Here is a 22,379-nt window from a genome sequence, read left to right as displayed (position 1 = left end):
TTCGACAAACCCTGCCAAGGATTCCCCATGTCCCTCGCCCGTGGTTACGCCGCCCATTCACATACCGACCCGCTGATTCCGTACGAGTTCGAACGCCGCGCGGTCGGCCCGGACGACGTGCGCATCGAGATCCTCTACAGCGGCATCTGCCACTCCGACCTGCACCAGGCCCGCGACGACTGGGGTGGCTCGATCTACCCGATGGTGCCGGGCCACGAGATCATCGGCCGCGTGACCGAGGTCGGCAGCAACGTCACCCGCTTCAAGGTGGGCGACCACGCCGGCGTCGGCTGCATGGTCGACTCCTGCCGCCACTGCGACGCCTGCGAGCACGACCTGGAGCAGTACTGCGCCGAAGGCGCGACCTGGACCTACAACGGCCGTGAACGCGAAAGCGGTGCGCCGACCTACGGCGGCTATTCCGACCACGTGGTGGTCGAGCAGCGCTTCGTGGTGAAGGTGTCCGACACCCTCGACCTGAAGGCCGCCGCGCCGCTGCTGTGCGCCGGCATCACCACCTGGTCGCCGCTGCGCCACTGGAAGGTCGGCCCGGGCCAGAAGGTCGGCGTTATCGGCCTCGGTGGCCTCGGCCACATGGGCGTGAAGTTCGCCAAGGCGCTCGGCGCGCACGTGGTGATGATCACCACCACGCCGGAAAAGGGTGCTGACGCCAAGCGCCTGGGCGCCGATGAAGTGCTGGTCTCGCGCGATGCCGCGCAGATGAAGGCGCACGCCGGCAGCTTCGACTTCCTGCTCAACACCATCCCGGTCGGCCATGACACCAACCCGTACATGGGCCTGCTCAAGCGCGAGGCCACCATGTGCCTGGTCGGTGTGCTGACCGAACTGGACCCGCCGCTGACCGGCGGCAGCGTGATCTTCGGCCGCAAGCACCTGACCGGCTCGGCCATCGGCGGAATGGCCGAAACCCAGGAAATGATGGACTTCTGTGCCGAGCACGGCATCGTCAGCGATGTCGAGATGATCGACATCAAGAACGTCAACGAAGCCTGGGAACGCATGGCGAAGAACGATGTGCGCTACCGCTTCGTGATCGACATGGCGACGATGAAGAACGCCGCCTGATCGATCGGCGAGTGTGAACGAAGAACCCCGGCACTGCCGGGGTTTCTTTTTTGGGTCGTGCGTTGGGCATGACGAAGGTCAAGGAAGCGGCCACCGCCCCCGCGCAGACTCCCCGCATGGCCCGGCTGCCCTCCCCTGCGATGCTGATGCGTGCGCCGCACCGGCTGCTGTTCTTCATCGGCGCCAGCAACCTGCTGCTGGCGATGCTGTGGTGGGCGTTGTGGCTGGGCGCTCTGCGCGGGCTGTGGACGCCGCAGCCACCGTCACTGCCACCGGCCTGGCTGCACGCGCTGCTGATGCAGTACCTGGTGCTGCCCAGTTTCATCTTCGGCTTCCTGCTCACCGTGTTCCCGCGCTGGATGGGGCAGCCCGAGCTGCCACGCAGCCGCTATGCGCCGGTCGGCATCGGCCTGTTTGGCGGGCAGGCGCTGCTGATTGCCGCCGCCTGCGGTTGGACACCCGGGCTATGGCACGGCCTGCTGCTGGCACTGTCCGGCTGGAGCACCGGACTGATCGTGCTGGGGCGTGTGCTCAAGGCCGCTGGCCCCAACCGCAACTGGCATGCGCGCGCCTGCTATGCCGCACTGCTGCTGGGCTGGCTGGGGCTGCTGCTGTTCATGGCGGTGGTACGCGGCCACGCCACGCTGATGCCGGTCACGGTGGCACTCGGCACCTTCGGCCTGCTGCTGCCGGTCTACCTCACCGTCGCCCACCGGATGATCCCGTTCTTCGCCAACAACGTGGTGGACGGCTACATGCCATGGCGGCCGCTGCGCTGGCTGGCCGCGATGTGGGCGCTGCTGATGCTGCGCCTGCTGTTGAGCGCGTTGCAGGTCGACCACCTGCTGTGGCTGCCCGATGCGCCGCTGCTGCTGTTGTCGCTGCAGGCGCTCTGGCACTGGTGGCCACGCGGGCCGATGCCGGGCCTGCTTGCCGCCCTGTTCCTGGCGCTGGCGTGGCTGCCGATCAGCTTCGCGCTGTATCTGCTGCAGGACGTGGGTCAGCTGCTGGGCTATTCGCAACTGCTCGGCCGCGCACCGCTGCACGCACTCGCAGTGGGGCTGTTCGGCAGCCTGCTGGTGGCGATGGTGACCCGGGTCACCCAGGGGCATTCCGGGCGACCGCTGGTGATGCCGGCAGTGGCCTGGTTCGCGTTCGTCGCGCTGCAGGCGGTGGCGTTCATGCGCATCATTGCCGAGCTGATGCCCGACGCCTATGCGTGGCATTTCGCCGCTGCCATCGGCTGGTTGCTGGCCTTGGCACCGTGGGTGGCGTGGCTGGGCTGGATCTACCTGAGCCCACGGCGCGACGGCAAGCCGGGCTGACATCAAGGCCGGGTATGGCACCATGGCAGGCATGTCCGATATCTCACCAGACCCCACCGCAATCACTACCTTTGCCGATGGCGACCCTGACGAGAATCCCTGGGTTCTCGGCGCACCGCAGCCGGAAGTGCTGCAGGTGGTGCCCTGGTCCGCGCTGTGGGCCGATCAGTTCGACCAGCAGCGCACGCAGCTGCAGGCGGCATTAGGCAACATCGCGCTGGGCATTGAACACGTCGGCTCCACCGCGGTGCCAGGCCTGCCGGCCAAACCGGTACTGGACATCGACCTGCTGGTTGCCGATCCCGCCGACGAAGCGGCGTGGCTGCCACCGCTGCAGGCACTGGGCTACGTGCTCACCATCCGCGAACCTTCGTGGTACCAGCACCGCATGCTGCGCCTGGATGAGCCACGGGTAAACCTGCACGTGTTCGCCCCCGATTGCGCCGAACACATCCGCCATCGGTTGTTCCGCGATTGGCTGCGCAGCCATGAAGATGACCGCCTCCGCTACGCGCAGGCCAAGCAGGCCGCCCTCCAGGGCAATGACAACGCGCAGGCCTACAACCGCAGCAAGCAGGACGTGGTGCGAAGCATCTACTCGCGCCTGTTCGCAGCGCGGGGTTGGTGATGCAGCAGCAGGTGCCGACCCGGGTTGGCACCTGCCGGAACAGGCTCAATACGCGAACTCGCGGAACACCGGATCCACATCGCCGTGCCAGCGGCCATGGAACAGCGCCAGCTTGCGCTCGGCCGGGGTCAGGCCGGACTCGACGATCTCCTGCAGCACGTCCAGGAACTTGCTCTCGTCCTGGCCGTCGGCATTGCGCGCCGCGCGGCGCTTGAGGCCTTCAACGGAAATCTTCACTGCTTCGCGGGCCAGGTCGCGCACCGTGCCGTTGCGGAACGGCAGGTTCATCGCGTGCTTCGGCACGCCGTCGCGCAGTGCATGGCGCTCGGCCAGGGTGAAGTCACGCACCAGGTCCCAGGCGGCATCCAGCGCGGTGTCGTCGTACAGCAGGCCGACCCAGAACGCCGGCAGCGCGCACAGGCGGCTCCACGGGCCACCGTCGGCACCACGCATTTCCAGGTACTTCTTCAGGCGCACTTCCGGGAACGCAGTGGTCATGTGGTCCGACCAGTCGCGCAGCGTCGGCAGCGCACCCGGCAGCACCGGCAGCTTGCCCTGCATGAAATCGCGGAAGCTCTGCCCGCTGGCGTCGTGGTAGATGCCATCGCGGTAGGAGAAGTACATCGGCACGTCGAGCAGGTAATCGACATAGCGCTCGTAACCGAAGCCATCCTCGAACACGAAGTCGAGCATGCCGGTGCGGTCAGCATCGGTGTCGGTCCAGATATGCGAGCGATAGCTCAGGTAGCCATTCGGCTTGCCTTCGGTGAACGGCGAATCGGCGAACAGCGCAGTGGCGATCGGTTGCAGCGCCAGCGATACGCGGAACTTCTTCACCATGTCCGCTTCGGTGGCGTAGTCCAGGTTCACCTGCACCGTGCAGGTGCGGGTCATCATGTCCAGGCCCAGCGAACCGACCTTGGGCATGTACGCGCGCATGATCTTGTAGCGGCCCTTCGGCATCCACGGCATCTCGTCGCGCTTCCACTTGGGCTGGAAGCCCATGCCGAGGAAGCCCAGCTGCAGCTCACCGGCCACCTGCGCCACTTCATTCAGATGGGTGCCGGTCTCCACGCAGGTCTGGTGGATGGTCTCCAGCGCCGCTCCGGACAGTTCCAACTGACCGGCGGGCTCCAGCGTCACCGAGGCCCCATCGCGCAGCAGGGCGATGGTGTTGCCGTTCTCCTGCACCGGCTCCCAGCCGAAGCGGACCAGGCCATTGAGCAGCGCTTCGATGCCACGCTCGCCCTCGAAGGTCGGTGGCCGCAGGTCGTCCAGGCGGAATCCGAACTTCTCGTGCTCGGTACCAATGCGCCACTGCGCACGGGGCTTCTCGCCGGAGGCGATCACCTCCACCAGCTGCGAGCGGTCGGTAATGGGGGTATCGGCGACGTGGCTGGGGCTCGACAAGGGGAAGGCTCGCTGGACAGTGGCAGGGGATGTGGGGCCCGGGGCCTTTCATCGCAAGGGCGCACTATAGCGTGGCCCCCCGTTGCGTCATGCGACGGTGACGGGTTTCAGCATCCTATCGACGCCCTCTTGACCCTCGTACACTCAAGGTCATGAGCCGCCATTCACGACACCCCGAACTGCACCGCTCCGAGCGCGTCGGCTGGCTGCGCGCCGCTGTGCTGGGGGCCAACGACGGCATCGTTTCGGTGGCCGGCCTGGTCGTGGGCGTGGCCGCCAGTGGTGCCTCGGCCAGTACCATCCTCGCCACGGGCGTGGCCGGCACCGTGGCCGGCGCGATGTCGATGGCCGCCGGCGAGTACGTCTCGGTGCAGACCCAGGGCGACACCGAAAAGGCCGATCTGGCGATGGAGAAGCGCGAACTGCACGAAGATCCGCACAGCGAGCTGGAAGAGCTGGCCGCGATCTACCGCCACCGGGGCCTGGACCCGGCACTGGCGCGACAGGTGGCCCAGCAGCTGACTGCCCATGACGCACTGGGCGCCCACGCCCGCGACGAACTGGGCATCACCGATACCCTGCGTGCGCGCCCGTTGCAGGCTGCCCTGGCCTCGGCCGGAGCGTTCACTTGCGGCGCCGCGCTGCCGGTAATCACTGCACTGCTTGCGCCGGCGGACAAGGTCGCGGTGATGACCACGGCCAGTACCCTGCTCGGCCTGTGCGTGACCGGTGCGATGGCGGCCCAGGCCGGCGGCGCACCGCCGACACGCGGCGCGATCCGGGTGCTGTTCTGGGGCGCGTTGGCGATGGCCGCGGCAGCCGGTGTCGGCCGCCTGCTCGGTGCCCACGTGCCATGACCAGCATGCTGCCGCCGGCCACCGCGCTGCTGGCCGAGATGGCCAGCCTGGCTGGCTGCGAACGCGCCGAAGGCTATGCCTGCATCACTGCACGCCGCGAGCACGGCGCCAGTTCGGTGGAGATTCCGCAACCGCAGTTCGCGATCCTGCTGGAAGGCCGCAAACAAGTGCGTACCGCACACCAGTCACTGGCATTCGTGCCCGGCGACATCCTGCTGCTGACCCAGCGCTGCCGCATTGATGTGGTCAACACTCCTGATCCCGGCAGCGGCCGCTACCTCAGCGCCATCGTGCCGCTGTGTGCCGAGGTGCTCACGGCCGCGCGTACGCTGTGGAGCGAAACGCTTCCCAGCGCTGGCCCGGCGATGGCGCGGTTGCCGTTGATCGAACACGGTGCAGTGCTGCGTCAATGGCGGCAGTCACTGCAGGATGGACGTTACAGCGAAGCGCGATTGGCGCTGGCCTCGCTGGTACTGACCCTGTGCAGGCAGGGCCACGGCAACCTGCTGCTGCCGCAGGCTCCGAGCCTGGGCGAACAGATCCGCGACCGCATCGCAGCCGAACCCGCACGCGACTGGCAATCGCGCGATGTCGAGGAACAGTTCGCGCTGAGCGGCGCAACCCTGCGCCGCCGACTTGCCGCCGAGGACACCAGCCTGCGCCAGCTGCTCACCGAGGCACGGCTGGCGCATGGCATGCAGCTGCTCTACACCACGGACCTGCCGTTGAAGACCGTGGCCGCACGCGCGGGCTATCGGTCTGCGGCGAGTTTCAGCAAGCGCTTCGCCGAGCAGTACGGACTGGCTCCCACAGACATTTGAAGGGGTTCGGCAGGGCTGCGCCCTGCACCCGCAGAGGCAACGGCAACGGCCGAAGCAACAGCAACAGCAACAGCGGCTATCCGAGGGAAGGCGGGGCGGTGTGGGTGGGCAGGACACGCCGTAAACCCATCCATGGGGGCTCGATGGCGCCATCCATGGCGCCAACGGTCCTGCCCACCCACACCACCCCGCCTCTGACAGATCTCCGCGGCTGTTGGTAGGTGTCGACCTTGGTCGACACGATTTTTCTGTCAGATATCGAATGAATCATCCACGCATTGCGTGGATCTACTGTGTCGACCAAGGTCGACCCCCACCAGGGCAATACGTCGTTCCAACAGATCGCAGAAAACTGTCGAAGGCGGGGTGGGTCCGGTTGCGGGGGCGTGAGCCGCATGGATGCGGCGACCGAGCTTACATGGACGTACTTGCAGCGGCCCCCGCAACCGGACCCACCCCGCCATCCCACGGATAGCCCGCTGTTGCTGTTGCCTCGGCTGTTGCTGTTGCTGTTGCTTCGGCTGTTGCTGTTGCTTCGGCCGTTGCCGTTGCCTCTGCGGGTGCAGGGCGCAGCCCTGCAGACAACCCCCCCCTTCCCTGAGCATTCCACGCACTGCTTTGAGCGCCGCACACACGCCGGCCACGGCACGCTATCGGACAACGGAACCGCCCGTCATCCACCGAGAACCGCCATGACCCTGCGCCACCTGCCCCTGCGCACCGCCCTGCTGCTGGCACTGTCCTCCCTGCCGCTGACCGCGCTGGCCGAGGCCACCTCGCCCGCGCCCACCCAGCAGGTGCCCGGTGTCTACCACCAACGCATCGGTGCGCTGCAGGTCACCGCCCTGTTCGATGGCGTGGTCGCGCTGGGCCGGCAAGAAGTGGTGGACGTGCCGCCCACGCTGGTCAGCCGCCTGCTGGAAGGCCGCTACGTACCCGAAGACAAGAAAGGCCTGCAGACCGCGATCAACGCTTTCCTGGTACGCCAGGGCAACCATCTGACCCTGGTCGATACCGGCACCGCGCAATGCTTCGGCCCCGGCCTGGGCCAGGTGCTGGACAACCTGCGTGCCTCTGGCGTCGATCCGGCCGAGATGGACGACGTGCTGCTCACCCATGCCCATCCGGACCACCTGTGCGGTGTGCTCGACGCGCAAGGCAGGCCGGCCTACCCGAATGCCACAGTGTGGCTGTCCAAGTCCGATGCCGATTACTGGCTGGACCCGGCCAGCGAGGACAGCGCGCCAAAGGGCGTGCGCTTCGCGTTCCCGTTGGCGCGCAATGCAGCGGCGCCGTACCAGGCCAGTGGGCAGCTGCGCACCTTCAAGCCCGGCGATGCCCTGCCCGGCGGCGTGGTGGCGATGGATACCCGTGGCCATACCCCCGGCCATGTCTCCTACCGGTTCGAAAGCCAGGGCGAATCACTGCTGGTGTGGGGCGATGTGCTGCATTTCCACGCGGTGCAGTTCGCGCATCCGGAAGCGGCGTTCGAGGCGGATTCGGACCGCAAGGCCGCCACCGCCAGCCGTCGCGGCCTGTTGCAGCAGGCCACTGCCAACGGTTGGTGGGTGGCCGGCGCGCACCTGCCGTTCCCCGGCCTGGGCCACGTGCGTGGCGAAGGACAGGCATACGCCTGGGTGCCGGCGGAGTATTCGCCGTTGAAATGACCCGTGTAGAGCCGAGCCCATGCTCGGCTACCGGAGCCTGGCCGCGCTGCGCGCGGCAGCCGAGCGTGGGCTCGGCTCTACAGGAAAACCGGAAGCCTTATTCCAGCCCCAGCCAGCCGCCGATCACGGCGCGGGCTTCGTCCACACCGGTGCGGTCCTCACCGGAGAAAACCTGCACGCTGACACTGTCACCGTAGGCCGAGTGGAGCTCCTTGCGCACCTTCTGCAGCGTCTGCATCTGCTGGCTGCGGCTGAGCTTGTCGGCCTTGGTCAACAGCGCGTGCGCCGGCATGCCGCGCTGCACGGCATAGGACAGCATCTGCCGGTCGTAGTCCTTCAGCGGGTGACGGATGTCCATCACCACCACCAGGCCCTTCAGGGCTTCGCGGGTGCGGAAATACCGGTCGATGAAGGCCTGCCAGTGCGCCTGCAGGTCCAGCGGCACCTTGGCGTAGCCGTAACCGGGCAGGTCGACCAGATGCGCTTCCGGGGTGATCTGGAAGAACACCAGCTGCTGGGTGCGGCCAGGGGTCTTGGAGACACGGGCCAGCGCGTTCTGGCGGGTCAGCGCGTTGAGCGCACTGGACTTGCCGGCGTTGGAGCGGCCGGCAAAGGCCACTTCGGCCCCTTCATCGGGCGGCAGCTGCCGCACGTTGTGGGCCGAAAGGTGGTAACGGGCGCGTTCGATGAGCAATGACATGTGCCTAGGATCGCATGTTGCGGCGCCGCGCGCCCGTGCCGGCGGCCTTTGCGGGCATTTTGCTGCACTGCTGCGTTGACCGTGTGCGGAAACGGCGTTGATAATCCGGGCGATGCCGGCGGCCACCGCCCGGCCCGGTCCATACGGAGCTTTAGCATGCGCCACGCTCGCGTTCTTGCCGTATCCGCCCTTGCCACTGCTGTAGTCGTTGCTGCTGCTGCGTTCGCGCAGACCACGCTGACCCCGCTGCCCGACAACGGGCCGATCAACACCGCCTCGCTGGAAGTGGATTTCAGCAAGACCCACTGGGGCGATGCCAAGGCCGGCCAGACCAAGGCCTCGGCCTGCGCGGCCTGCCATGGCGCCGACGGCAATTCCACGGTGGAGATGTACCCGTCCATCGCCGGCCAGAGCGAACGCTACGTGGCCCAGCAGATGGCCCTGATCGCCAACGGCCAGCGCAGTTCCGGCGCGGCGGTGGCGATGGTGCCGTTCGTGCAGAACCTCACCCCGCAGGACATGCGCGACATCGGCGCGTTCTTTGCCACGCAGAAGGCCACCGCCGGCATCGCCGATGACACGGCGGTCACCGATGGCCCCTACAAGGGCATGAAGTTCTACGAGATCGGCCAGCAGCTGTACCGTGGCGGTGACGCCAAGCGCGGCCTGCCAGCCTGCATGGCCTGCCACGGCCCCAGCGGTGCCGGCAATCCTGGCCCGGCCTATCCGCACATCGGTGGCCAGCACGCCAGCTATGTCGCGCGCCGCCTGCAGGAATACCAGGCCGGCCAGACCAACGAGACCGACAAGGCGCACTTCCAGATCATGGCTGCGGTTGCGCAGAAGCTGAGCGAACAGGAGGTGCAGGCGCTGTCGAGCTACCTGCAGGGCCTGCACAACAAGGCCGACGACGTGGCCGCTGCCACCACGCCGGCACAACCGGCTGCCGCCCCCTGACCACCACTGGTCGGCCCGGGTCGCCACGCCGGCCCGCGCCTGCGGTATGTTTCCTTCACGCCGGCGACCGCGCCGGCGTTGCTTTTTTCAACGGAGATGCGTGTCGATGAGGTTGATTTCCCGCCTGCTGTTGTCTGTGCTGGTGCTGCTGCCGCTGGTAGCCTGCGCCGCCACCCCCGCCAATGCCCCGCTGGTCGAGGGCAAAGACTACGAGCGCATCGCCCAGCCGGGCCCGTTCCAGCCGCTGGCCGGCAAGATCGAGGTGGTCGAGGTCTTCGGCTACACCTGCCCGCACTGCGCCCGTTTCGAACCGCAGCTGGAAGCCTGGGCAGCCAAGCTGCCGGCCGACGTGCGCTTCACCCCGGTTCCGGCGGCCTTCGGCGGCGCCTGGGACGCCTGGGCCCTGGCCTACTACGCCGCCGACGAAGTCGGCGTGGCCAAGCGCAGCCATGGCGCCGTGTTCAAGGCCCTGCACCAGGACGGCTCGCTGCCGATGCAGAACATCTCGGCCGATGAGCTCGCCACCTTCTACAAGGCCTACGGCGTGACCCCGGACCGTTACCTGCTGGCCCTGCGCGGCGATGCCGTACAGAAGAAGGTCGATGCCGCCCGCGCGTTCGCCCAGCGCACCAAGATCCCCGGGACCCCGGCGCTGATCATCAACGGCCAGTACCTGGTCCGTGGCGACAGCTTCGACGACCAGCTGCGCATCGCCTCGGCGCTGATCGCCCAGGCCCGCGCCGCCCGCGGCCGCTGAACCAACACCCACCACAGACACGGCGCTGTCGCCGCCGCATGTCATCATTTCCCCCTGGCCGGCGCATGACGCCGGCCCCACCATTCCAGATGCTGGAGACGTTTCCATGAAGATCCGTTACGCCCTCGCCCTCGCAGCGCTGCTGCCGATCCTGGCTGCCTGCAAGGCCGACGACGGCAGCACCAACACCACCGCAGCCGCGGCCGAACCGGCTGCAGCTCCGGCGACCACCGAACCGGCCGCTCCGGCCGCAGGTACCGAAGGCGCCGCCCCGGCCGCAGCCGAAGGCGAGAAGGCCGCGGCTGAGGCTGCCCCGGCCGCTGCACCGGCCCCGACCACCGCCGCACTGACCGGCCCGGCCCCGGTGGAAGGCGCCGACTACCAGGTGATCCCGAACGGCCAGCCGTTCCAGCCGGCCGCCGGCAAGATCGAAGTGACCGAGATCTTCGGCTACGTCTGCCCGGCCTGCGCTGCGTTCCAGCCGCTGGTCGGCCCGTGGAAGGCCGGCCTGCCGAGCGACGTGAACTTCGTCTACGTGCCGGCCATGTTCGGCGGCACCTGGGACAACTACGCCCGTGCCTTCTACGCAGCGCAGACCCTGGGCGTGCAGGAGAAGACCCACGAAGCCCTGTACGCCGCCATCCACTCGCAGAAGACCCTGAAGGGCGAGCGCGGCACCGATTCGGTTGACGACATCGCCAAGTTCTACGGCGCCTACGGCGTGGATCCGAAGCAGTTCGCCGCCACCATGGGCAGCTTCGCAGTGAATGCCAAGACCAACTCGGCCAAGCAGTTCGCCCAGCGCAGCCAGATCAGCGGCACCCCGTCGATCATCGTCAACGGCAAGTACCTGGTGAAGGGCAAGAGCTTCCCGGACATGCTGCGCATTGCCGACCACCTGATCGCCCGCGAGCGCGGTGCGGCCCAGGCTCACTGATCCAAAGGAAGTTGTTCCCGGCCGTGAATTCCCCCCGTACACGGACCCTGCGCTTGCTGACGGCCAACATCCAGGCCGGCTCAAGTACCCGCCGCTACAGCGACTATGTGACCCGCAGCTGGTCACATGCGCTGCCGGCGGGTCGCAAGCGCAGCAGCCTTGACGCGATCGCCAGCCTGGCGCGCGAACATGACATCGTCGGCCTGCAGGAAGCCGACCCGGGTAGCCTGCGCTCAGGCTTCACCAACCAGACCCACTACCTGGCCCAGCGCGCCGGCTTCAATTACTGGAGCCACCAACCGAACCGGCGCATGGGCGGGGTCGCCTCCAGCGCCAACGGCCTGCTGAGCAAGCTGGAACCGGTGGAAGTGCAGGATCACGCCCTGCCCGGCCGCATCGGCGGGCGCGGCGTGCTGCTGGCCAAGTTCGGCGACGGTGCCGATGGCCTGGCGGTGGCGGTGGCCCATCTGTCGCTGGGCGCCGGCTCGCGGATGTCGCAGCTGGGCTTCATCGCCGAACTGCTGTCCGACCATCCCAATGCCGTGCTGATGGGTGACTTCAACTGCCTGGCCGAACGCCCGGAAATGCAGGTGCTGTACCAGAAGACCCGGCTGCAGCCCCCCGGCTGCATCGTGCCGACCTTCCCCAGCTGGCGCCCTGACCGCGCCATCGACCACATCCTGGTCAGCAGTGGCCTGCAGACCCGCAGCGTGGAAGCCGTACCGGCCGCGTTCTCCGATCACCTCGCCCTGGCGATGGCAATCGACGTCCCGGCTGACGCCCTGCGCTGACCGCTCCTGGTAGGTGCCAACCTTCGTTGGCACGCCGCTCTGGCGGGTGCGGACCGCTGGTCTGTACGCTATTCGCCGCTACCCGGCCTGCACCACCGGCACCTTCAACCGCCTTGCCGTCATCGTGCTGCCCACCGAGGCCAGTACCGTGCATCCGATCGCCAGCCACTGCAGTCCATGCAGGTGCTCGTGCAGCAGCAGCATCGCCCACAACGCGGCCACCGCCGGTTCCATGCTGATCAGAATGCCGAACGTCTCCTTCGGCAGGCGCTTGAGCGCCATCATCTCCAACGACATCGGAATGGCGCTGGAGACCAGCGCCACCAGCAGGCCGGCCACCAGGATTTTCGGGTCGAGCAGCGCGGCGCCTGCATGCACCACGCCCACCGGCACCACCACCAGGGATGCCGCCAGCAGCCCCAGCGAGACCGAATGCCCGGCGTGCAGATGGCCGGCACGCTTGCCGAACACGATGTACAGGCCCCAGCACGCCGCCGCGCCCATCGCGTACAGCACACCGGCCGGGTCCAGCGCGGGGCCACCGCCGATTGGCAGCAGCAACAGCAGCCCCACCGCCGCGCAGCCCACCCAGAGGAAATCGATCGGACGTCGTGATGACAGCATCGCCACCGTCAGCGGCCCGGTGAACTCGATGGCCACCGCGATGCCGAAGGGAATGGTGCGCAGGGCCATGTAGAACAGCAGGTTCATCAGGCCCAGGGTGAGCCCGTAGCGCAGGATGGTGATGGCATCCGGGCGGCTGGTCTTCCAGCGCCATGGTCGCCAGAACAGCAGCAGCAACAGCGCGGAAAAGCCCACGCGCAGCGCGCTCGTGCCCTGCGCACCGATCAGCGGGAACAGGTGTTTTGCGTAGGAAGTGCCGATGGCCAGCGAGGTGACCGAGCCGAGCACCGCCAGCGCCGGCAACATCGGCGCAAGTCGTGAGGTCTGCATGCGCAAAGTCTATTGCGTCGGCGCCGAGCACTTGGCTCAATTGACAGCCTGTTCGTGCAACTTCTGCTCGCCATGGCCATCGCTCCCGTGCTCGACAGTTTCGACCGCGCCATCCTCGACCTCCTGCAGCGGGACAACACCCTGCCGCAGCGCGAAATCGCCGAGGCCGTACACCTGTCCACCCCGGCTGTGCAGCGCCGCATCAAGCGCCTGCAGGACAGCGGCGTGATCGCGGCCAACGTGGCGGTGGTCGCCGCAGCCAAGGTCGGGCGGCCGCTGACCATCATCGTCGAGGTGCGCGTGGTCAGCGAGCAGCGCGAACGCGTGGCGCCGTTCAAGCGCCGCGTGCAGGAGGACCCGGCGGTACAGCAGTGCTATTCGATCACCGGCGACGGCGATTTCCTGCTGCTGCTTTCGGCCGCGTCGATGGAAGAGTACGAGGCGATCACCGAGCGGTTGTTCGGCGGCGATGACAACATCGAGCGCTTCCGCACATCGGTGGCACTGGGGACGCTGAAGCGGAGTTTCGAGGTGCCGCTGCTGCCGGTGCCGTAGCGTCGAGCCATGCTCGATGGCTTTGGGACCGCAGGGCAACAGCAGTCGAGCATGGCTCGACTCTACAATCGAGAACCATGAGCACAACGCCGTCCCCCGCCCGTCGCCTGCGCCGCTGGTTGCTGCGCGGCCTGTGGCTGGCCATTGCCCTCGTTGCCGCGTTGATGCTGTGGAACAGCCCATGGGCGGCCGCGCCGAAGATGCTGTGGGCACTCTCGCGGATGCCGCCGGCCACCGAACTTCCGGTGCCGGTGGAGGGCGTCCGTCCCCGGCAGATCGCCGATACGTTCGGCGCTCCGCGCGGCCGTGACCGCTCCCACGCCGGCATCGACATCTTCGCCAGGCGTGGCACACCGGTGCGCAGCGCCACGGCCGGTGTCGTCGCGGATGTCAGCGAACGCGGGCTCGGCGGGCGCCAGGTCTGGGTGATCGGGCCGGCGCGCGAACGCTACTACTACGCCCACCTGGACGACTGGGCCGACGGCCTGGCACGCGGCCAGGTGGTACAGCGCGGCGATCTGCTCGGGCATGTCGGCGACAGCGGCAACGCCAAGGGCACGCCGCCGCACCTGCACTGGGGCATCTACGGCACCGACGGCGCGCGCGATCCACTTCCGCTGCTGCGCTGACCCAGACCGCGCCCGGGTCACTGGGTCGATTCGTTCACGATTTGTAAATAGGAATAGTTCGTATTACCATTTCTTTCGTTTCCGGTAGCGCCAGGACGGCCTGCCCGCCCCTCCCTACCCGTAGCGCCTCGCCTCCTGGATGCCGGCCGATCGCGCGTGCTTGCCCAGGACCCCCATGACCCGTTCCGCCTTCCGTACCCCGCAGCCGCAACGGCTGTCCGTCGCCGTGCTCGCCGTTCTCTGCGCCGTGGTCCCGGCCGCTTTCGCCGAAACCGCCGCCGATCCGACCACCCTCGACAAGGTGGTGGTGAAGGGTGAACGCGCAGAAGGCTATTCGGTGCGCCGTACCTCGGCTGGTACCCGCTTCGACCTGGCCCCGCGCGAGATCCCGCAGTCGGTCAGCATCATCAGCCACCAGCGCATCGAAGATCAGAACCTGGACGACATCATCGACGTGCTGGCCAACACCACCGGCGTGACCAGCACCCAATCCGACAGCGAGCGCACCGAGTTCTACGCGCGCGGTTTCTACATCGATGCCTACCAGTTCGATGGCCTGCCCACGCAGATGGTGCAGAACTGGAGCTACGGTGATTCCGGCCTGGACCTGGCGCTGTACGACCGCGTTGAAGTGGTGCGTGGTGCCACCGGCCTGCTCAGTGGTGCCGGCAATCCGTCCGCATCGGTGAACCTGATCCGCAAGCACGCCGACAGTGCCGAACTGGCTGGCAGCGTGTCGGTGAACGTCGGCAGCTGGGGCCGTACCCGCACCACCGTTGACGTGGGCAGCGCGCTGAACGCCAGCGGCACCGTGCGCGGCCGCGTGATCGGCAGCTACCTGGACACCGACGGCCAGATGGACCGCTACAACCAGCGCAAGACGCTGGGCTATGCGGTCATCGACGCCGACCTGACCCCGGACACGCAGCTGAGCGTGGGCTACGACTACCAGCAGAAGCGCGCCAATGGCGCCACCTGGGGTGGCTTCCCGATGTGGTACGCCGATGGCAGTCCGACGAATTACCCGACCTCGTTCAATCCGTCGCCGGACTGGACCTACTGGGACACCACCAGCAAGCGCGCGTTCGCCACCCTGCAGCACGCCTTCAGCAACGGCTGGAAGTTCAGGATCGGCGCCACCCACGACCGCACCAACGCCGATGACAAGTTGTTCTATCCGTCCTACACCGCGTTCGACAAGACCACAGGCACCGGCGTCACGCCGATGGCCGGCTTCTACAACACCGAGCGCAAGGTCGATGGCATCGATGGCTACATCGACGGTCCGTTCCAGCTGTTCGGCCGCGAGCACCAGTTCATGGCCGGCCTGAGCTACAACAAACGCGAATTCGCCAACTACGGTGACTTCCAGATGGGCGGCCCCGGCACCGGCTGGAATCCCTTCAGCTCCTATCTCGACTGGACCGGCAACATTGCCCAGCCGAACTGGAACCCGCTGGCGCTGGCCAGCCAGGGCACCATCACCCAGAAGGCCGGCTATGCCGCCACCCGTTTGTCGCTGGCTGATCCGCTGAAGCTGATCCTCGGTGCGCGCTACACCAACTGGAAGAGCGAAGGCGAGAACGACGACCGCGAACACAAGGTGACCACCCCGTACGCCGGCCTGGTGTATGACATCAACGACACCTACTCCGCGTACGCCAGCTACACTGAGATCTTCCAGCCGCAGACCGCCCGCGACCGCAACGACCGCTATCTCGATCCGGTCGACGGCAAGAGCTACGAGGTGGGCGTCAAGGGTGCCTGGTTCGACAACCGCCTGAATGCCTCGCTGGCGGTGTTCCGCATCGAGCAGGACAACGTCGCCCAGGTCACCAGCGAGCCGATCATCGGCCGCCCGGGTGAGTTCGCCTCGATCGCCGCACGCGGCACCGTCAGCCGTGGCTTCGAGTTCGAAGTGAACGGCGAACTGGCACCCGGCTGGAACGCGACCTTCGGTGCTTCGCGCTATGTGGCCAAGGACATCAATGGCGCCGACATCAACACCAACCTGCCGCAGACCGCACTGAAGCTGTTCACCAGCTACACCCCGCAGTCGCTGCAGGAACTGACCATCGGTGGCGGTGCCAACTGGCAGAACCGCATCTACTACGCTGCGCCGGTGGTGGGCCGCTTCGAGCAGGAAGGTTACGCACTGGTCAGTGCCTTCGTGCGCTACCGCATCTCGCCGGAGTTCAGCGTGCAGGCCAACCTCAACAACCTGCTGGACAAGAAGTACTACTCGCAGATCACCGGCTACGGTGCGTACGGCGATGGCCGCAACGGCTCGCTGACCTTCACCTGGTCGTTCTGAGCAGGCGCGGGGCACGATCGCCCCGCACTTGTAGAGCCGAGCCCATGCTCGGCTCAGAGAATCAGCCGAGCGTGGGCTCGGCTCTACAACAGCAAGGCAGCGCCGGAACTGGCCGGCGCTGCCACCGTCACATCAGAACCGTAGATCCGCGCGCAGGTACCAGTAACGGCCACGCGGGATGTCGTAGGTCGAGGCGTCGTAGCCGTTCAACGAGCACGACAGGCAGATCGGCGGATCCTTGTCGAACACGTTGTTCAGGCCGGCGGTCAGCTGCAGCCCCTTCATCCAGTCGATCTTGTAGCCCACCTGCATGTCATGGAAGGTGGTGGCCGACAGCGTGTTGGTGCCCGCAGCCTGGTTGCTGCACACCGGGAAGGCCGCAGCATCGCCGCAGTTCTCGGTCAGCTCGGAGATGTGCCGCACGGTCCAGTTGGCGCTCCAACGGTCCAGCGTCCATCCGATGCTGGCATTGCTGGTCCATTCCGGAATCGAGCTGTCGGCCACTTCCACGCCCGGCTCCTGCGGCTGCTTCTGGCCTGCTGCACCGGTGGCTTCGTAGCGACCCACGAAGGTGTTCTTCCAGCCCAGCTTGAACTGGCCGATCGAGCTCTGTGGCAACGTCCAGAACAGATCCACGTCCCAACCATCGGTCTTGATCGAGCCCAGATTGGTCAAGCGGTTGTTGAAGCTGCTGACCGCACCGGTGCTGGCACGGGTGATGCCATCGCAGTAGATCGGATCCAGCGTATCCACGCACAGGTCCAGCTGGGTCTGTGCGTTGATCGCCTGGATCGCACCGTCGATGGCGTGGCGGTAGAAGGTCACTTCCACATCGAAGCGTTCCGACCACGACGTGTTGTTGCCGAACCACGGGCTCCACACAAAGCCGGCGCTGAAGCTGCGCGAGCGCTCCGGATCCAGGTCGCGGTTGCCGCCGGTGGTCACCGAAATCTGCGAGTTGGCCTGCTGGAAGCCGGCCGGCACACCCAGCGCGGCACAGTTGGCCGCGCTGCCACGCGGCGGCGTACCGCCCAGGCCCACCGAGCAAGGATCGAACAACTGCAGGTCGGCACGCGCGGCCGAGCCGTACAACTCACCGATCGACGGCGCGCGGAAGCCCTCAGCGTAGGTGGTGCGCAGCACGAAGTCGTCAGTCACCTGCCAGCGCAGGCCATACTTGGGCGTGAACTCGCCGCCGAAGGTGGAGTAGTCCGAATAGCGCCCTGCCAGGCTCAGATCCAGCTTCTTGCCGAACGAAGAGTCGGCGAAGATCGGCACGCTCAGCTCCAGGTAGGCCTCGTTAACGTCATAGGAACCCGAAGTCGGCTGCGACGGCACGCCGTTGTAGTGGCCGATCACCGTCAACGGATCCGGCTGGTACGAGCCCTTGTACTTGCGGTACTCGAAGCCGGTGGCGAAGGACACCGGGCCGGCCGGCAGCGAGAACAGCTCGCTGGACAGGTTGGCGGTGAACAGGCTCAGTTCGTTCTGGCTGCGATCACGTACCACCGGCTGGATCCACTTCAGCATGTCCGGAGTGATCGAACCGACGCCACCGAAGATGTTCAGCGGCACGCAGCCCGGGGTGGCCGCACACACCGCCGGATCGCCCAGCGCCATGTTCACCTTGTAGATGTCGTAGCTGCCGTAGTTGGTCTGTTCGGCCTTGTTCTTGCTGTACATGCCGTTGACGTCCCAGTACCAGCTGCGGTCGGCAGCGTGGAAGTCCCCCACCAGGCCGGTAGCGAAGTAGGTGGTGTCCACCTCCTGCTTGAACACGCGCGCACCGCCTTCCACCGGGCGGCGGCCGATCAGGCTCATGTTGTCGCCGGAGACCAGGTCGAAGCCGAACGGGTTGTACGGATTGAGGGCGGACACGGTGATGTTGTCGGCCAGCGGATTGCCGGTGGCGCCATCGGGGCCGAAGAACAGCGGTTCCGGGCCGGCCTGGTTGGTCGACTCACGTCGGTTGCCCAGTGCCTTGACGTACCACTGCACGTTGTCGGTGATGTCGAAGCGGAACTGACCGAACAGGCCCTTACGCTCCGACGGTGTCAGCACCATGTTGTACTCGGCGAAATTGAACCGGTCGGCGCTGGTGAAGCAGTGATAGTCATCGGTGCGCGCGCATCCGGCACTGCCGTCGTAGCGCGGGTTGCTCACACCGGTATTGGGCACGATGTTCTGCACCGCACCGGTGTTCGGGTCGGTGAACATGAAACGGCCCTGCGGAATGCCGCCGCTGCCGAACGCCAGCCCGGTGCCGGGAATCGGGAAGCGCGACTGTTCACGGTCCTTGGCGAATACCGGGTCCTGCTTGGTCCAGCTGGCACCCAGGAACAGGCTGAAACGATCGCCACTCTTGCCCCAGGCCAGGTCCACGCCCTTCTGCGTGCCGTCGCCCTTGCTGTACTCGCCGTAGTTCAGGGTTACCTGGCCGCCATCGAAGTCACGGCGGGTAATGATGTTGACCACGCCGGCGATGGCATCGGAACCGTACAGCGACGATGCGCCGTCTTCCAGCACCTCGATGCGCTCGACGATGGCCAGCGGAATGGTGTTGAGATCGGTGGCAGAGCCCACGCCGGATGCGGACGACTCATTGACCCAGCGGATGCCATCGACCAGCACCAGCACGCGCTTGGCGCCCAGATGACGCAGGTCCACCTGCGCCGAACCCGCACCTACGCCGCTGCCATCGGGGGGGAAGCCGAAGTTGCCGGACGAGTTGAACTTGGCATTGAGGGCCGAACCGGAACCGGTGAGCTGCTGCAGCACCTCGCCGATCGAGGTCAGGCCGGTGCGTTCGATGTCGCCACGGGTCAGTGTCTGGATCGGCACCTGGCCTTCGACTTCAGCGCGCTTGATGCGGGTACCGGTGACCTCCACCGCATCCAGGTTGGTGGTGGATTGTGCAGCGGCACCCAACGGTGCCAGGGTCATCACGCACAGCGCGACGGCGACCGCCAAGGGGCGGTGGTGCAGGTGATTCATTCGCTCTCTCTCCAAAGGAATGTCGGGACATGGGCCGCCGCACTCCCTCCCTGCATGGCGGCGCCGTCTCCTTTGTAAACAAGTGGTAAAAGTCGCGGCGTGATGATCGACACTCTTTCACGCGGAATTGACGCAATTGAGAGCCGATTACGTCGGATAGCTGCCGATCATGACCGGACGATACTGTTCACAGCCGATCGCCTGAATGCCGGCTGCGACAGCACGCACAGGTATCCGTACCCTTCAGGCAAGTGCGCTTGCCGACCCTTGGTGCGACCAGACAACTGCGCTCTTTTCGCCACCGCCAGCATCGCGATCACAGATGTTGATATGGCTTCCGCCTTCACCGGGGACGCACGAACTACGACTGCAGCGCTGCCCCCCCTGCCCGCCGCCCATGCCGCACGGGCCCACATGAGCGGCGGTAGAGAACGCGCTATCTGGCGAACGCGATGCGCTGCATTCCAGTTGCCTCGGCCGCAGCCAGTATCCGCGCCATGCCCTCGTACTCGGCCGCCGGATCGGTGGCGATACGCAGCTCCGGCAGGTTGCCGGCATGTTCGCCCGCCTGTGCCTGCAGGCGCGCCTGCAGCTCACTGATCACCATCGGCTGACCATTCCAGCTGAGCTGGTTGGCAGCGTCCAGGCGCAGCTCGATCGGCGGTGGCGGTTCGGGACGGTCGACCACGCGATCGGTGGCCTGTGGCAACTGCACGGCTATCGGCCGGGCCACGATCGGCGCGGTCACGATGAAGATGATCAACAGCACCAGCATCACATCCACCAGTGGCGTGACATTGATGTCCGCCAGCGGGCCGCTTCTTCCTGCGCTACTGAACGCCATGTGCCGCTCCCTGCAGCCGGGCCGTTCGCCCAAGCTCGACACTACGTCGCCCGCAGGCTCGCGAGGCAGTGCCTGCAGCACGAGCATTCAGCTGCCGTTGCCGACCCATCGCGTGCACGCAATGCGAAACTGAATTCAGCCATTGCCCGCTATGCTTCCCGCCATGATCCGACGCTCTTCGACCGCCCTGTCCCTGCTGCCCTTGGCCACCACGCTGCTGATCGGCTGCGCCAATGCCCAGTCCCTCGACGCCCAGAACGCGCAGCTGAAGGCCGCGATCGCTGCCGCCGAACGCGGCCAGTTCGATCCCGGCCAGGCCGCTGCACTCAGCCGCCATCCGGCTTACGGCTGGCTGGAGTACGCCAACCTGCGCCGCAACATCGACACCGTCGATACCGCGCAGGCCCAGGCCTTCCTCAAGCGCTACGACGGCCAAGCCGTGGCCACCACCTTCCGCAGCGTGTGGCTGCCCTCGGTCGCACGCCGCCAGGACTGGCCCACCCTGCTCGCCAACTGGGCGCCCACCGACAACGCCGGGCTGCGCTGTGCGCAGCTGACCGCACGGCAGGTGACCGGCAAGGTTGATCCGCAGTGGATCAGTGAAGCGCAGGATCTGTGGCGCAAGAACGGCAAGTCGCTGCCGGACGGCTGTGATGCCGTTTTCGCCGTGCTGCAGGCACAGGGTGGCCTGAGCGACGCCCTGCGCTGGGAACGCATCGACGCTGCCGCCGACGCCCAGCAACCCGCTGTGATGCGCAGCGCCGCACGTGGCCTGCCCGCCACCGACCTGGCACTGGCCAACAACTACGCTGCCTTTGTCGACAAGCCCAACGCCAGCGCGTTGAACTGGCCGCGCAACGAGCGCAGCCGGCGCATCGCCACCGATGGCCTGGCCAAGCTGGCCAAGGCCGATCCCGGCGCCACCGAACAGCAGCTGCCGCAGTACGCGCAGGCACTGGGCCTGAGTGCCGAGCAGCAGGGCCAGGTGCTGTACCAGATCGCACTGTGGACGGTCGCTTCCTATCTTCCGGATTCGGCGCGACGCCTCAACGCGGTGCCGGAATCGGCGTACGACGAACGCCTGCACGAGTGGCGCGTGCGCGAAGCGATGTCGCGCGGTGACTGGCCGGCGGCGCTGACCGCGATCCGCAAGATGGGCAGCAAGCAGCGCAGCGACCCGCGCTGGCGCTACTTCGAAGGCCGCATGCTGGAGAAGACCGGCCAGGCCCAACAGGCGCAGCCGCTGTTCCGCGAGGCCGCGCGCGCACCGACCTTCCATGGTTTCCTCGCCGCCGACAAACTGCAGCAGGGCTACACGCTGTGCCCGTGGAAGCCGAACGACAGCACGCAGGCACAAGCGGTGATCGCGCGCGACCCAGCCATCCAGCGCGCGATGGCGCTGTACCAGATCGATCGCGCCGGCTGGGCCGTGGCCGAATGGAACAGCGCGCTATCGCGCTTCGATGACACCCAGCGCCGCCTCGCCGTTCGCGTGGCGCAGGACAATGGCTGGTTCGACCGCGCCGTGTTCGCACTCGGCAAGCAGCCGCAGGAACAGCGCCTGTACGACCTGCGTTTCCCGCTGCACCACGACGCCACCATCCGCCGCGAATCGGCACGCAACGCGATCGATCCGGCCTGGGTGGCGGCAGAGATCCGCGCCGAGAGCACCTTCACCCCGCGCGCGCGCTCGCCTGCCAACGCCATGGGCCTGATGCAGGTGCTGCCGGCCACCGGTGCCGGCGTGGCCAAGTCGATCGGCCTGACCGGCTACGGCGGCGCCGACAGCCTGTACGACCCGGACACCAACATCGCCATCGGTACCGCCTACCTGCGCCAGCTGATGAACAAGTACGACGGCCTGCCGTACGTGACCATCGCCGCCTACAACGCCGGCCCGACCCCAACCGCGCGCTGGCAGGGCCAGCGCCCGGGCTTTGATCCGGACCTGTGGATCGAGACCATCAGCTACAAGGAAACCCGCGAGTACGTCGCCCGCGTGCTGGCCTTCAGCGTGATCTACGACTGGCGCCTCAATGGCGATGCGCTGCCGCTGAGCGACCGTCTGATGGGCCGCCTGGTGGACAAGCGCAAGAGCTTCAGCTGCGCCGCCAACGCTGACCAGGGCGGCGATTGATCGCACTGCGGTCGTG

Annotated in this window: 19 protein-coding genes; 14 read left to right on the top strand and 5 right to left on the bottom strand. The window is 66.9% G+C overall.

Going from position 1 to position 22,379, the window contains the following annotated elements; genetic code table 11:
• The first annotated feature begins 27 nt into the window (after positions 1 to 27).
• The 3 genes from D7Y61_RS16710 to D7Y61_RS16700 all read left to right on the top strand — a co-directional run bounded on the left by D7Y61_RS16710 (position 28) and on the right by D7Y61_RS16700 (position 3,039).
• Positions 28 to 1,086, top strand: a complete 1,059-nt coding sequence (locus D7Y61_RS16710) for an NAD(P)-dependent alcohol dehydrogenase (protein ID WP_005419275.1) — start codon at positions 28 to 30, stop codon at positions 1,084 to 1,086.
• 68 nt (positions 1,087 to 1,154) lie between these two features.
• Entirely contained in the window at positions 1,155 to 2,411 is a 1,257-nt protein-coding gene (locus tag D7Y61_RS16705; protein ID WP_180867890.1) for an NnrS family protein, read from the top strand.
• A 31-nt stretch (positions 2,412 to 2,442) separates the two neighbouring features.
• The gene (locus D7Y61_RS16700) at positions 2,443 to 3,039 is read left to right on the top strand and encodes a GrpB family protein (protein ID WP_258010405.1); all 597 of its coding nucleotides are present in this window, start codon (positions 2,443 to 2,445) and stop codon (positions 3,037 to 3,039) included.
• 45 nt (positions 3,040 to 3,084) lie between these two features.
• On the opposite strand, the gene D7Y61_RS16695 is transcribed toward D7Y61_RS16700, so the two are convergent.
• Complete coding sequence (locus D7Y61_RS16695) at positions 3,085 to 4,449, bottom strand: glutamate--cysteine ligase (protein ID WP_180867886.1); 1,365 nt, start codon at positions 4,447 to 4,449, stop codon at positions 3,085 to 3,087.
• 152 nt (positions 4,450 to 4,601) lie between these two features.
• Between D7Y61_RS16695 and D7Y61_RS16690 the strand changes: the two genes are divergently transcribed.
• The 3 genes from D7Y61_RS16690 (at position 4,602) to D7Y61_RS16680 (ending at position 7,794) form a co-directional block, all read left to right on the top strand.
• Positions 4,602 to 5,306, top strand: coding sequence for a VIT1/CCC1 transporter family protein (locus D7Y61_RS16690; protein ID WP_180867885.1), 705 nt, complete (start codon positions 4,602 to 4,604; stop codon positions 5,304 to 5,306).
• Positions 5,303 to 6,127: a helix-turn-helix transcriptional regulator gene (locus tag D7Y61_RS16685; protein WP_180867883.1), complete on the top strand. Its 825-nt coding sequence runs from the start codon at positions 5,303 to 5,305 to the stop codon at positions 6,125 to 6,127. Before D7Y61_RS16690 ends, D7Y61_RS16685 begins: the two co-directional genes overlap by 4 nt.
• A 692-nt stretch (positions 6,128 to 6,819) precedes the next feature.
• Positions 6,820 to 7,794, top strand: a complete 975-nt coding sequence (locus D7Y61_RS16680) for an MBL fold metallo-hydrolase (protein ID WP_180867881.1) — start codon at positions 6,820 to 6,822, stop codon at positions 7,792 to 7,794.
• A gap of 97 nt (positions 7,795 to 7,891) precedes the next feature.
• On the opposite strand, the gene yihA is transcribed toward D7Y61_RS16680, so the two are convergent.
• On the bottom strand, positions 7,892 to 8,494 hold the full coding sequence (gene yihA / locus D7Y61_RS16675) for a ribosome biogenesis GTP-binding protein YihA/YsxC (protein ID WP_164137986.1): 603 nt from the start codon (positions 8,492 to 8,494) through the stop codon (positions 7,892 to 7,894).
• 156 nt (positions 8,495 to 8,650) lie between these two features.
• Here yihA and D7Y61_RS16670 point away from each other — a divergent pair, with 156 nt between their 5' ends.
• The 4 genes from D7Y61_RS16670 (at position 8,651) to D7Y61_RS16655 (ending at position 11,936) form a co-directional block, all read left to right on the top strand.
• On the top strand, positions 8,651 to 9,451 hold the full coding sequence (locus D7Y61_RS16670; RefSeq protein WP_180867879.1) for a c-type cytochrome: 801 nt from the start codon (positions 8,651 to 8,653) through the stop codon (positions 9,449 to 9,451).
• 106 nt (positions 9,452 to 9,557) lie between these two features.
• Positions 9,558 to 10,208 carry a thiol:disulfide interchange protein DsbA/DsbL gene (locus D7Y61_RS16665; RefSeq protein ID WP_180867877.1) on the top strand — a complete coding sequence of 217 codons (651 nt, stop codon included), beginning with the start codon at positions 9,558 to 9,560 and terminating at the stop codon, positions 10,206 to 10,208.
• A gap of 106 nt (positions 10,209 to 10,314) precedes the next feature.
• The gene (locus D7Y61_RS16660) at positions 10,315 to 11,145 is read left to right on the top strand and encodes a thiol:disulfide interchange protein DsbA/DsbL (RefSeq protein ID WP_180867876.1); all 831 of its coding nucleotides are present in this window, start codon (positions 10,315 to 10,317) and stop codon (positions 11,143 to 11,145) included.
• A gap of 53 nt (positions 11,146 to 11,198) precedes the next feature.
• Positions 11,199 to 11,936: an endonuclease/exonuclease/phosphatase family protein gene (locus D7Y61_RS16655; protein ID WP_180867972.1), complete on the top strand. Its 738-nt coding sequence runs from the start codon at positions 11,199 to 11,201 to the stop codon at positions 11,934 to 11,936.
• Positions 11,937 to 12,014: 78 nt separating this feature from the next.
• Here the strand turns inward: D7Y61_RS16655 and D7Y61_RS16650 are convergent, their stop codons facing one another.
• Positions 12,015 to 12,890: an EamA family transporter gene (locus D7Y61_RS16650; protein ID WP_180867874.1), complete on the bottom strand. Its 876-nt coding sequence runs from the start codon at positions 12,888 to 12,890 to the stop codon at positions 12,015 to 12,017.
• Between the two features lie 72 nt (positions 12,891 to 12,962).
• Between D7Y61_RS16650 and D7Y61_RS16645 the strand changes: the two genes are divergently transcribed.
• From D7Y61_RS16645 to fhuE, 3 genes are all read left to right on the top strand, one after another.
• Complete coding sequence (locus D7Y61_RS16645; protein WP_180867872.1) at positions 12,963 to 13,445, top strand: Lrp/AsnC family transcriptional regulator; 483 nt, start codon at positions 12,963 to 12,965, stop codon at positions 13,443 to 13,445.
• A 77-nt stretch (positions 13,446 to 13,522) separates the two neighbouring features.
• Positions 13,523 to 14,074, top strand: a complete 552-nt coding sequence (locus D7Y61_RS16640) for a M23 family metallopeptidase (RefSeq protein WP_180867870.1) — start codon at positions 13,523 to 13,525, stop codon at positions 14,072 to 14,074.
• Positions 14,075 to 14,249: 175 nt separating this feature from the next.
• Entirely contained in the window at positions 14,250 to 16,388 is a 2,139-nt protein-coding gene (gene fhuE, locus D7Y61_RS16635; RefSeq protein WP_180867869.1) for a ferric-rhodotorulic acid/ferric-coprogen receptor FhuE, read from the top strand.
• A gap of 132 nt (positions 16,389 to 16,520) precedes the next feature.
• On the opposite strand, the gene D7Y61_RS16630 is transcribed toward fhuE, so the two are convergent.
• Both D7Y61_RS16630 and D7Y61_RS16625 read right to left on the bottom strand, forming a co-directional pair.
• Positions 16,521 to 19,382 (bottom strand): TonB-dependent receptor plug domain-containing protein, encoded by a 2,862-nt coding sequence (locus D7Y61_RS16630; protein ID WP_180867867.1) that lies wholly within the window; start codon positions 19,380 to 19,382, stop codon positions 16,521 to 16,523.
• A gap of 436 nt (positions 19,383 to 19,818) precedes the next feature.
• The gene (locus D7Y61_RS16625; protein ID WP_180867865.1) at positions 19,819 to 20,226 is read right to left on the bottom strand and encodes an ExbD/TolR family protein; all 408 of its coding nucleotides are present in this window, start codon (positions 20,224 to 20,226) and stop codon (positions 19,819 to 19,821) included.
• Between the two features lie 151 nt (positions 20,227 to 20,377).
• On the opposite strand from D7Y61_RS16625, the gene D7Y61_RS16620 reads away from it, so the two are divergent.
• On the top strand, positions 20,378 to 22,363 hold the full coding sequence (locus D7Y61_RS16620; protein WP_180867864.1) for a transglycosylase SLT domain-containing protein: 1,986 nt from the start codon (positions 20,378 to 20,380) through the stop codon (positions 22,361 to 22,363).
• Positions 22,364 to 22,379: the final 16 nt, after the last annotated feature.

Source organism: Stenotrophomonas maltophilia (genome assembly GCF_013464485.1).
GTDB classification, from domain to species: Bacteria; Pseudomonadota; Gammaproteobacteria; order Xanthomonadales; family Xanthomonadaceae; genus Stenotrophomonas; species Stenotrophomonas maltophilia_AW.
This window is presented reverse-complemented; position numbering and strand designations above follow the sequence as displayed.

What these genes read in the sequence shown, in the direction of transcription:
- D7Y61_RS16645 (WP_180867872.1), top strand. Translation starts at nt 12,963, where the DNA reads ATGGCCATCGCTCCCGTGCTCGACAGTTTCGACCGCGCCATCCTCGAC.
- D7Y61_RS16710 (WP_005419275.1), top strand. Translation starts at nt 28, where the DNA reads ATGTCCCTCGCCCGTGGTTACGCCGCCCATTCACATACCGACCCGCTG.
- yihA (WP_164137986.1), bottom strand. Translation starts at nt 8,494, where the DNA reads ATGTCATTGCTCATCGAACGCGCCCGTTACCACCTTTCGGCCCACAAC.
- D7Y61_RS16660 (WP_180867876.1), top strand. Translation starts at nt 10,315, where the DNA reads ATGAAGATCCGTTACGCCCTCGCCCTCGCAGCGCTGCTGCCGATCCTG.
- D7Y61_RS16685 (WP_180867883.1), top strand. Translation starts at nt 5,303, where the DNA reads ATGACCAGCATGCTGCCGCCGGCCACCGCGCTGCTGGCCGAGATGGCC.
- D7Y61_RS16640 (WP_180867870.1), top strand. Translation starts at nt 13,523, where the DNA reads ATGAGCACAACGCCGTCCCCCGCCCGTCGCCTGCGCCGCTGGTTGCTG.
- D7Y61_RS16670 (WP_180867879.1), top strand. Translation starts at nt 8,651, where the DNA reads ATGCGCCACGCTCGCGTTCTTGCCGTATCCGCCCTTGCCACTGCTGTA.
- D7Y61_RS16625 (WP_180867865.1), bottom strand. Translation starts at nt 20,226, where the DNA reads ATGGCGTTCAGTAGCGCAGGAAGAAGCGGCCCGCTGGCGGACATCAAT.
- D7Y61_RS16630 (WP_180867867.1), bottom strand. Translation starts at nt 19,382, where the DNA reads ATGAATCACCTGCACCACCGCCCCTTGGCGGTCGCCGTCGCGCTGTGC.
- fhuE (WP_180867869.1), top strand. Translation starts at nt 14,250, where the DNA reads ATGACCCGTTCCGCCTTCCGTACCCCGCAGCCGCAACGGCTGTCCGTC.
- D7Y61_RS16650 (WP_180867874.1), bottom strand. Translation starts at nt 12,890, where the DNA reads ATGCAGACCTCACGACTTGCGCCGATGTTGCCGGCGCTGGCGGTGCTC.
- D7Y61_RS16620 (WP_180867864.1), top strand. Translation starts at nt 20,378, where the DNA reads ATGCTTCCCGCCATGATCCGACGCTCTTCGACCGCCCTGTCCCTGCTG.
- D7Y61_RS16690 (WP_180867885.1), top strand. Translation starts at nt 4,602, where the DNA reads ATGAGCCGCCATTCACGACACCCCGAACTGCACCGCTCCGAGCGCGTC.
- D7Y61_RS16700 (WP_258010405.1), top strand. Translation starts at nt 2,443, where the DNA reads ATGTCCGATATCTCACCAGACCCCACCGCAATCACTACCTTTGCCGAT.
- D7Y61_RS16680 (WP_180867881.1), top strand. Translation starts at nt 6,820, where the DNA reads ATGACCCTGCGCCACCTGCCCCTGCGCACCGCCCTGCTGCTGGCACTG.
- D7Y61_RS16665 (WP_180867877.1), top strand. Translation starts at nt 9,558, where the DNA reads ATGAGGTTGATTTCCCGCCTGCTGTTGTCTGTGCTGGTGCTGCTGCCG.
- D7Y61_RS16705 (WP_180867890.1), top strand. Translation starts at nt 1,155, where the DNA reads ATGACGAAGGTCAAGGAAGCGGCCACCGCCCCCGCGCAGACTCCCCGC.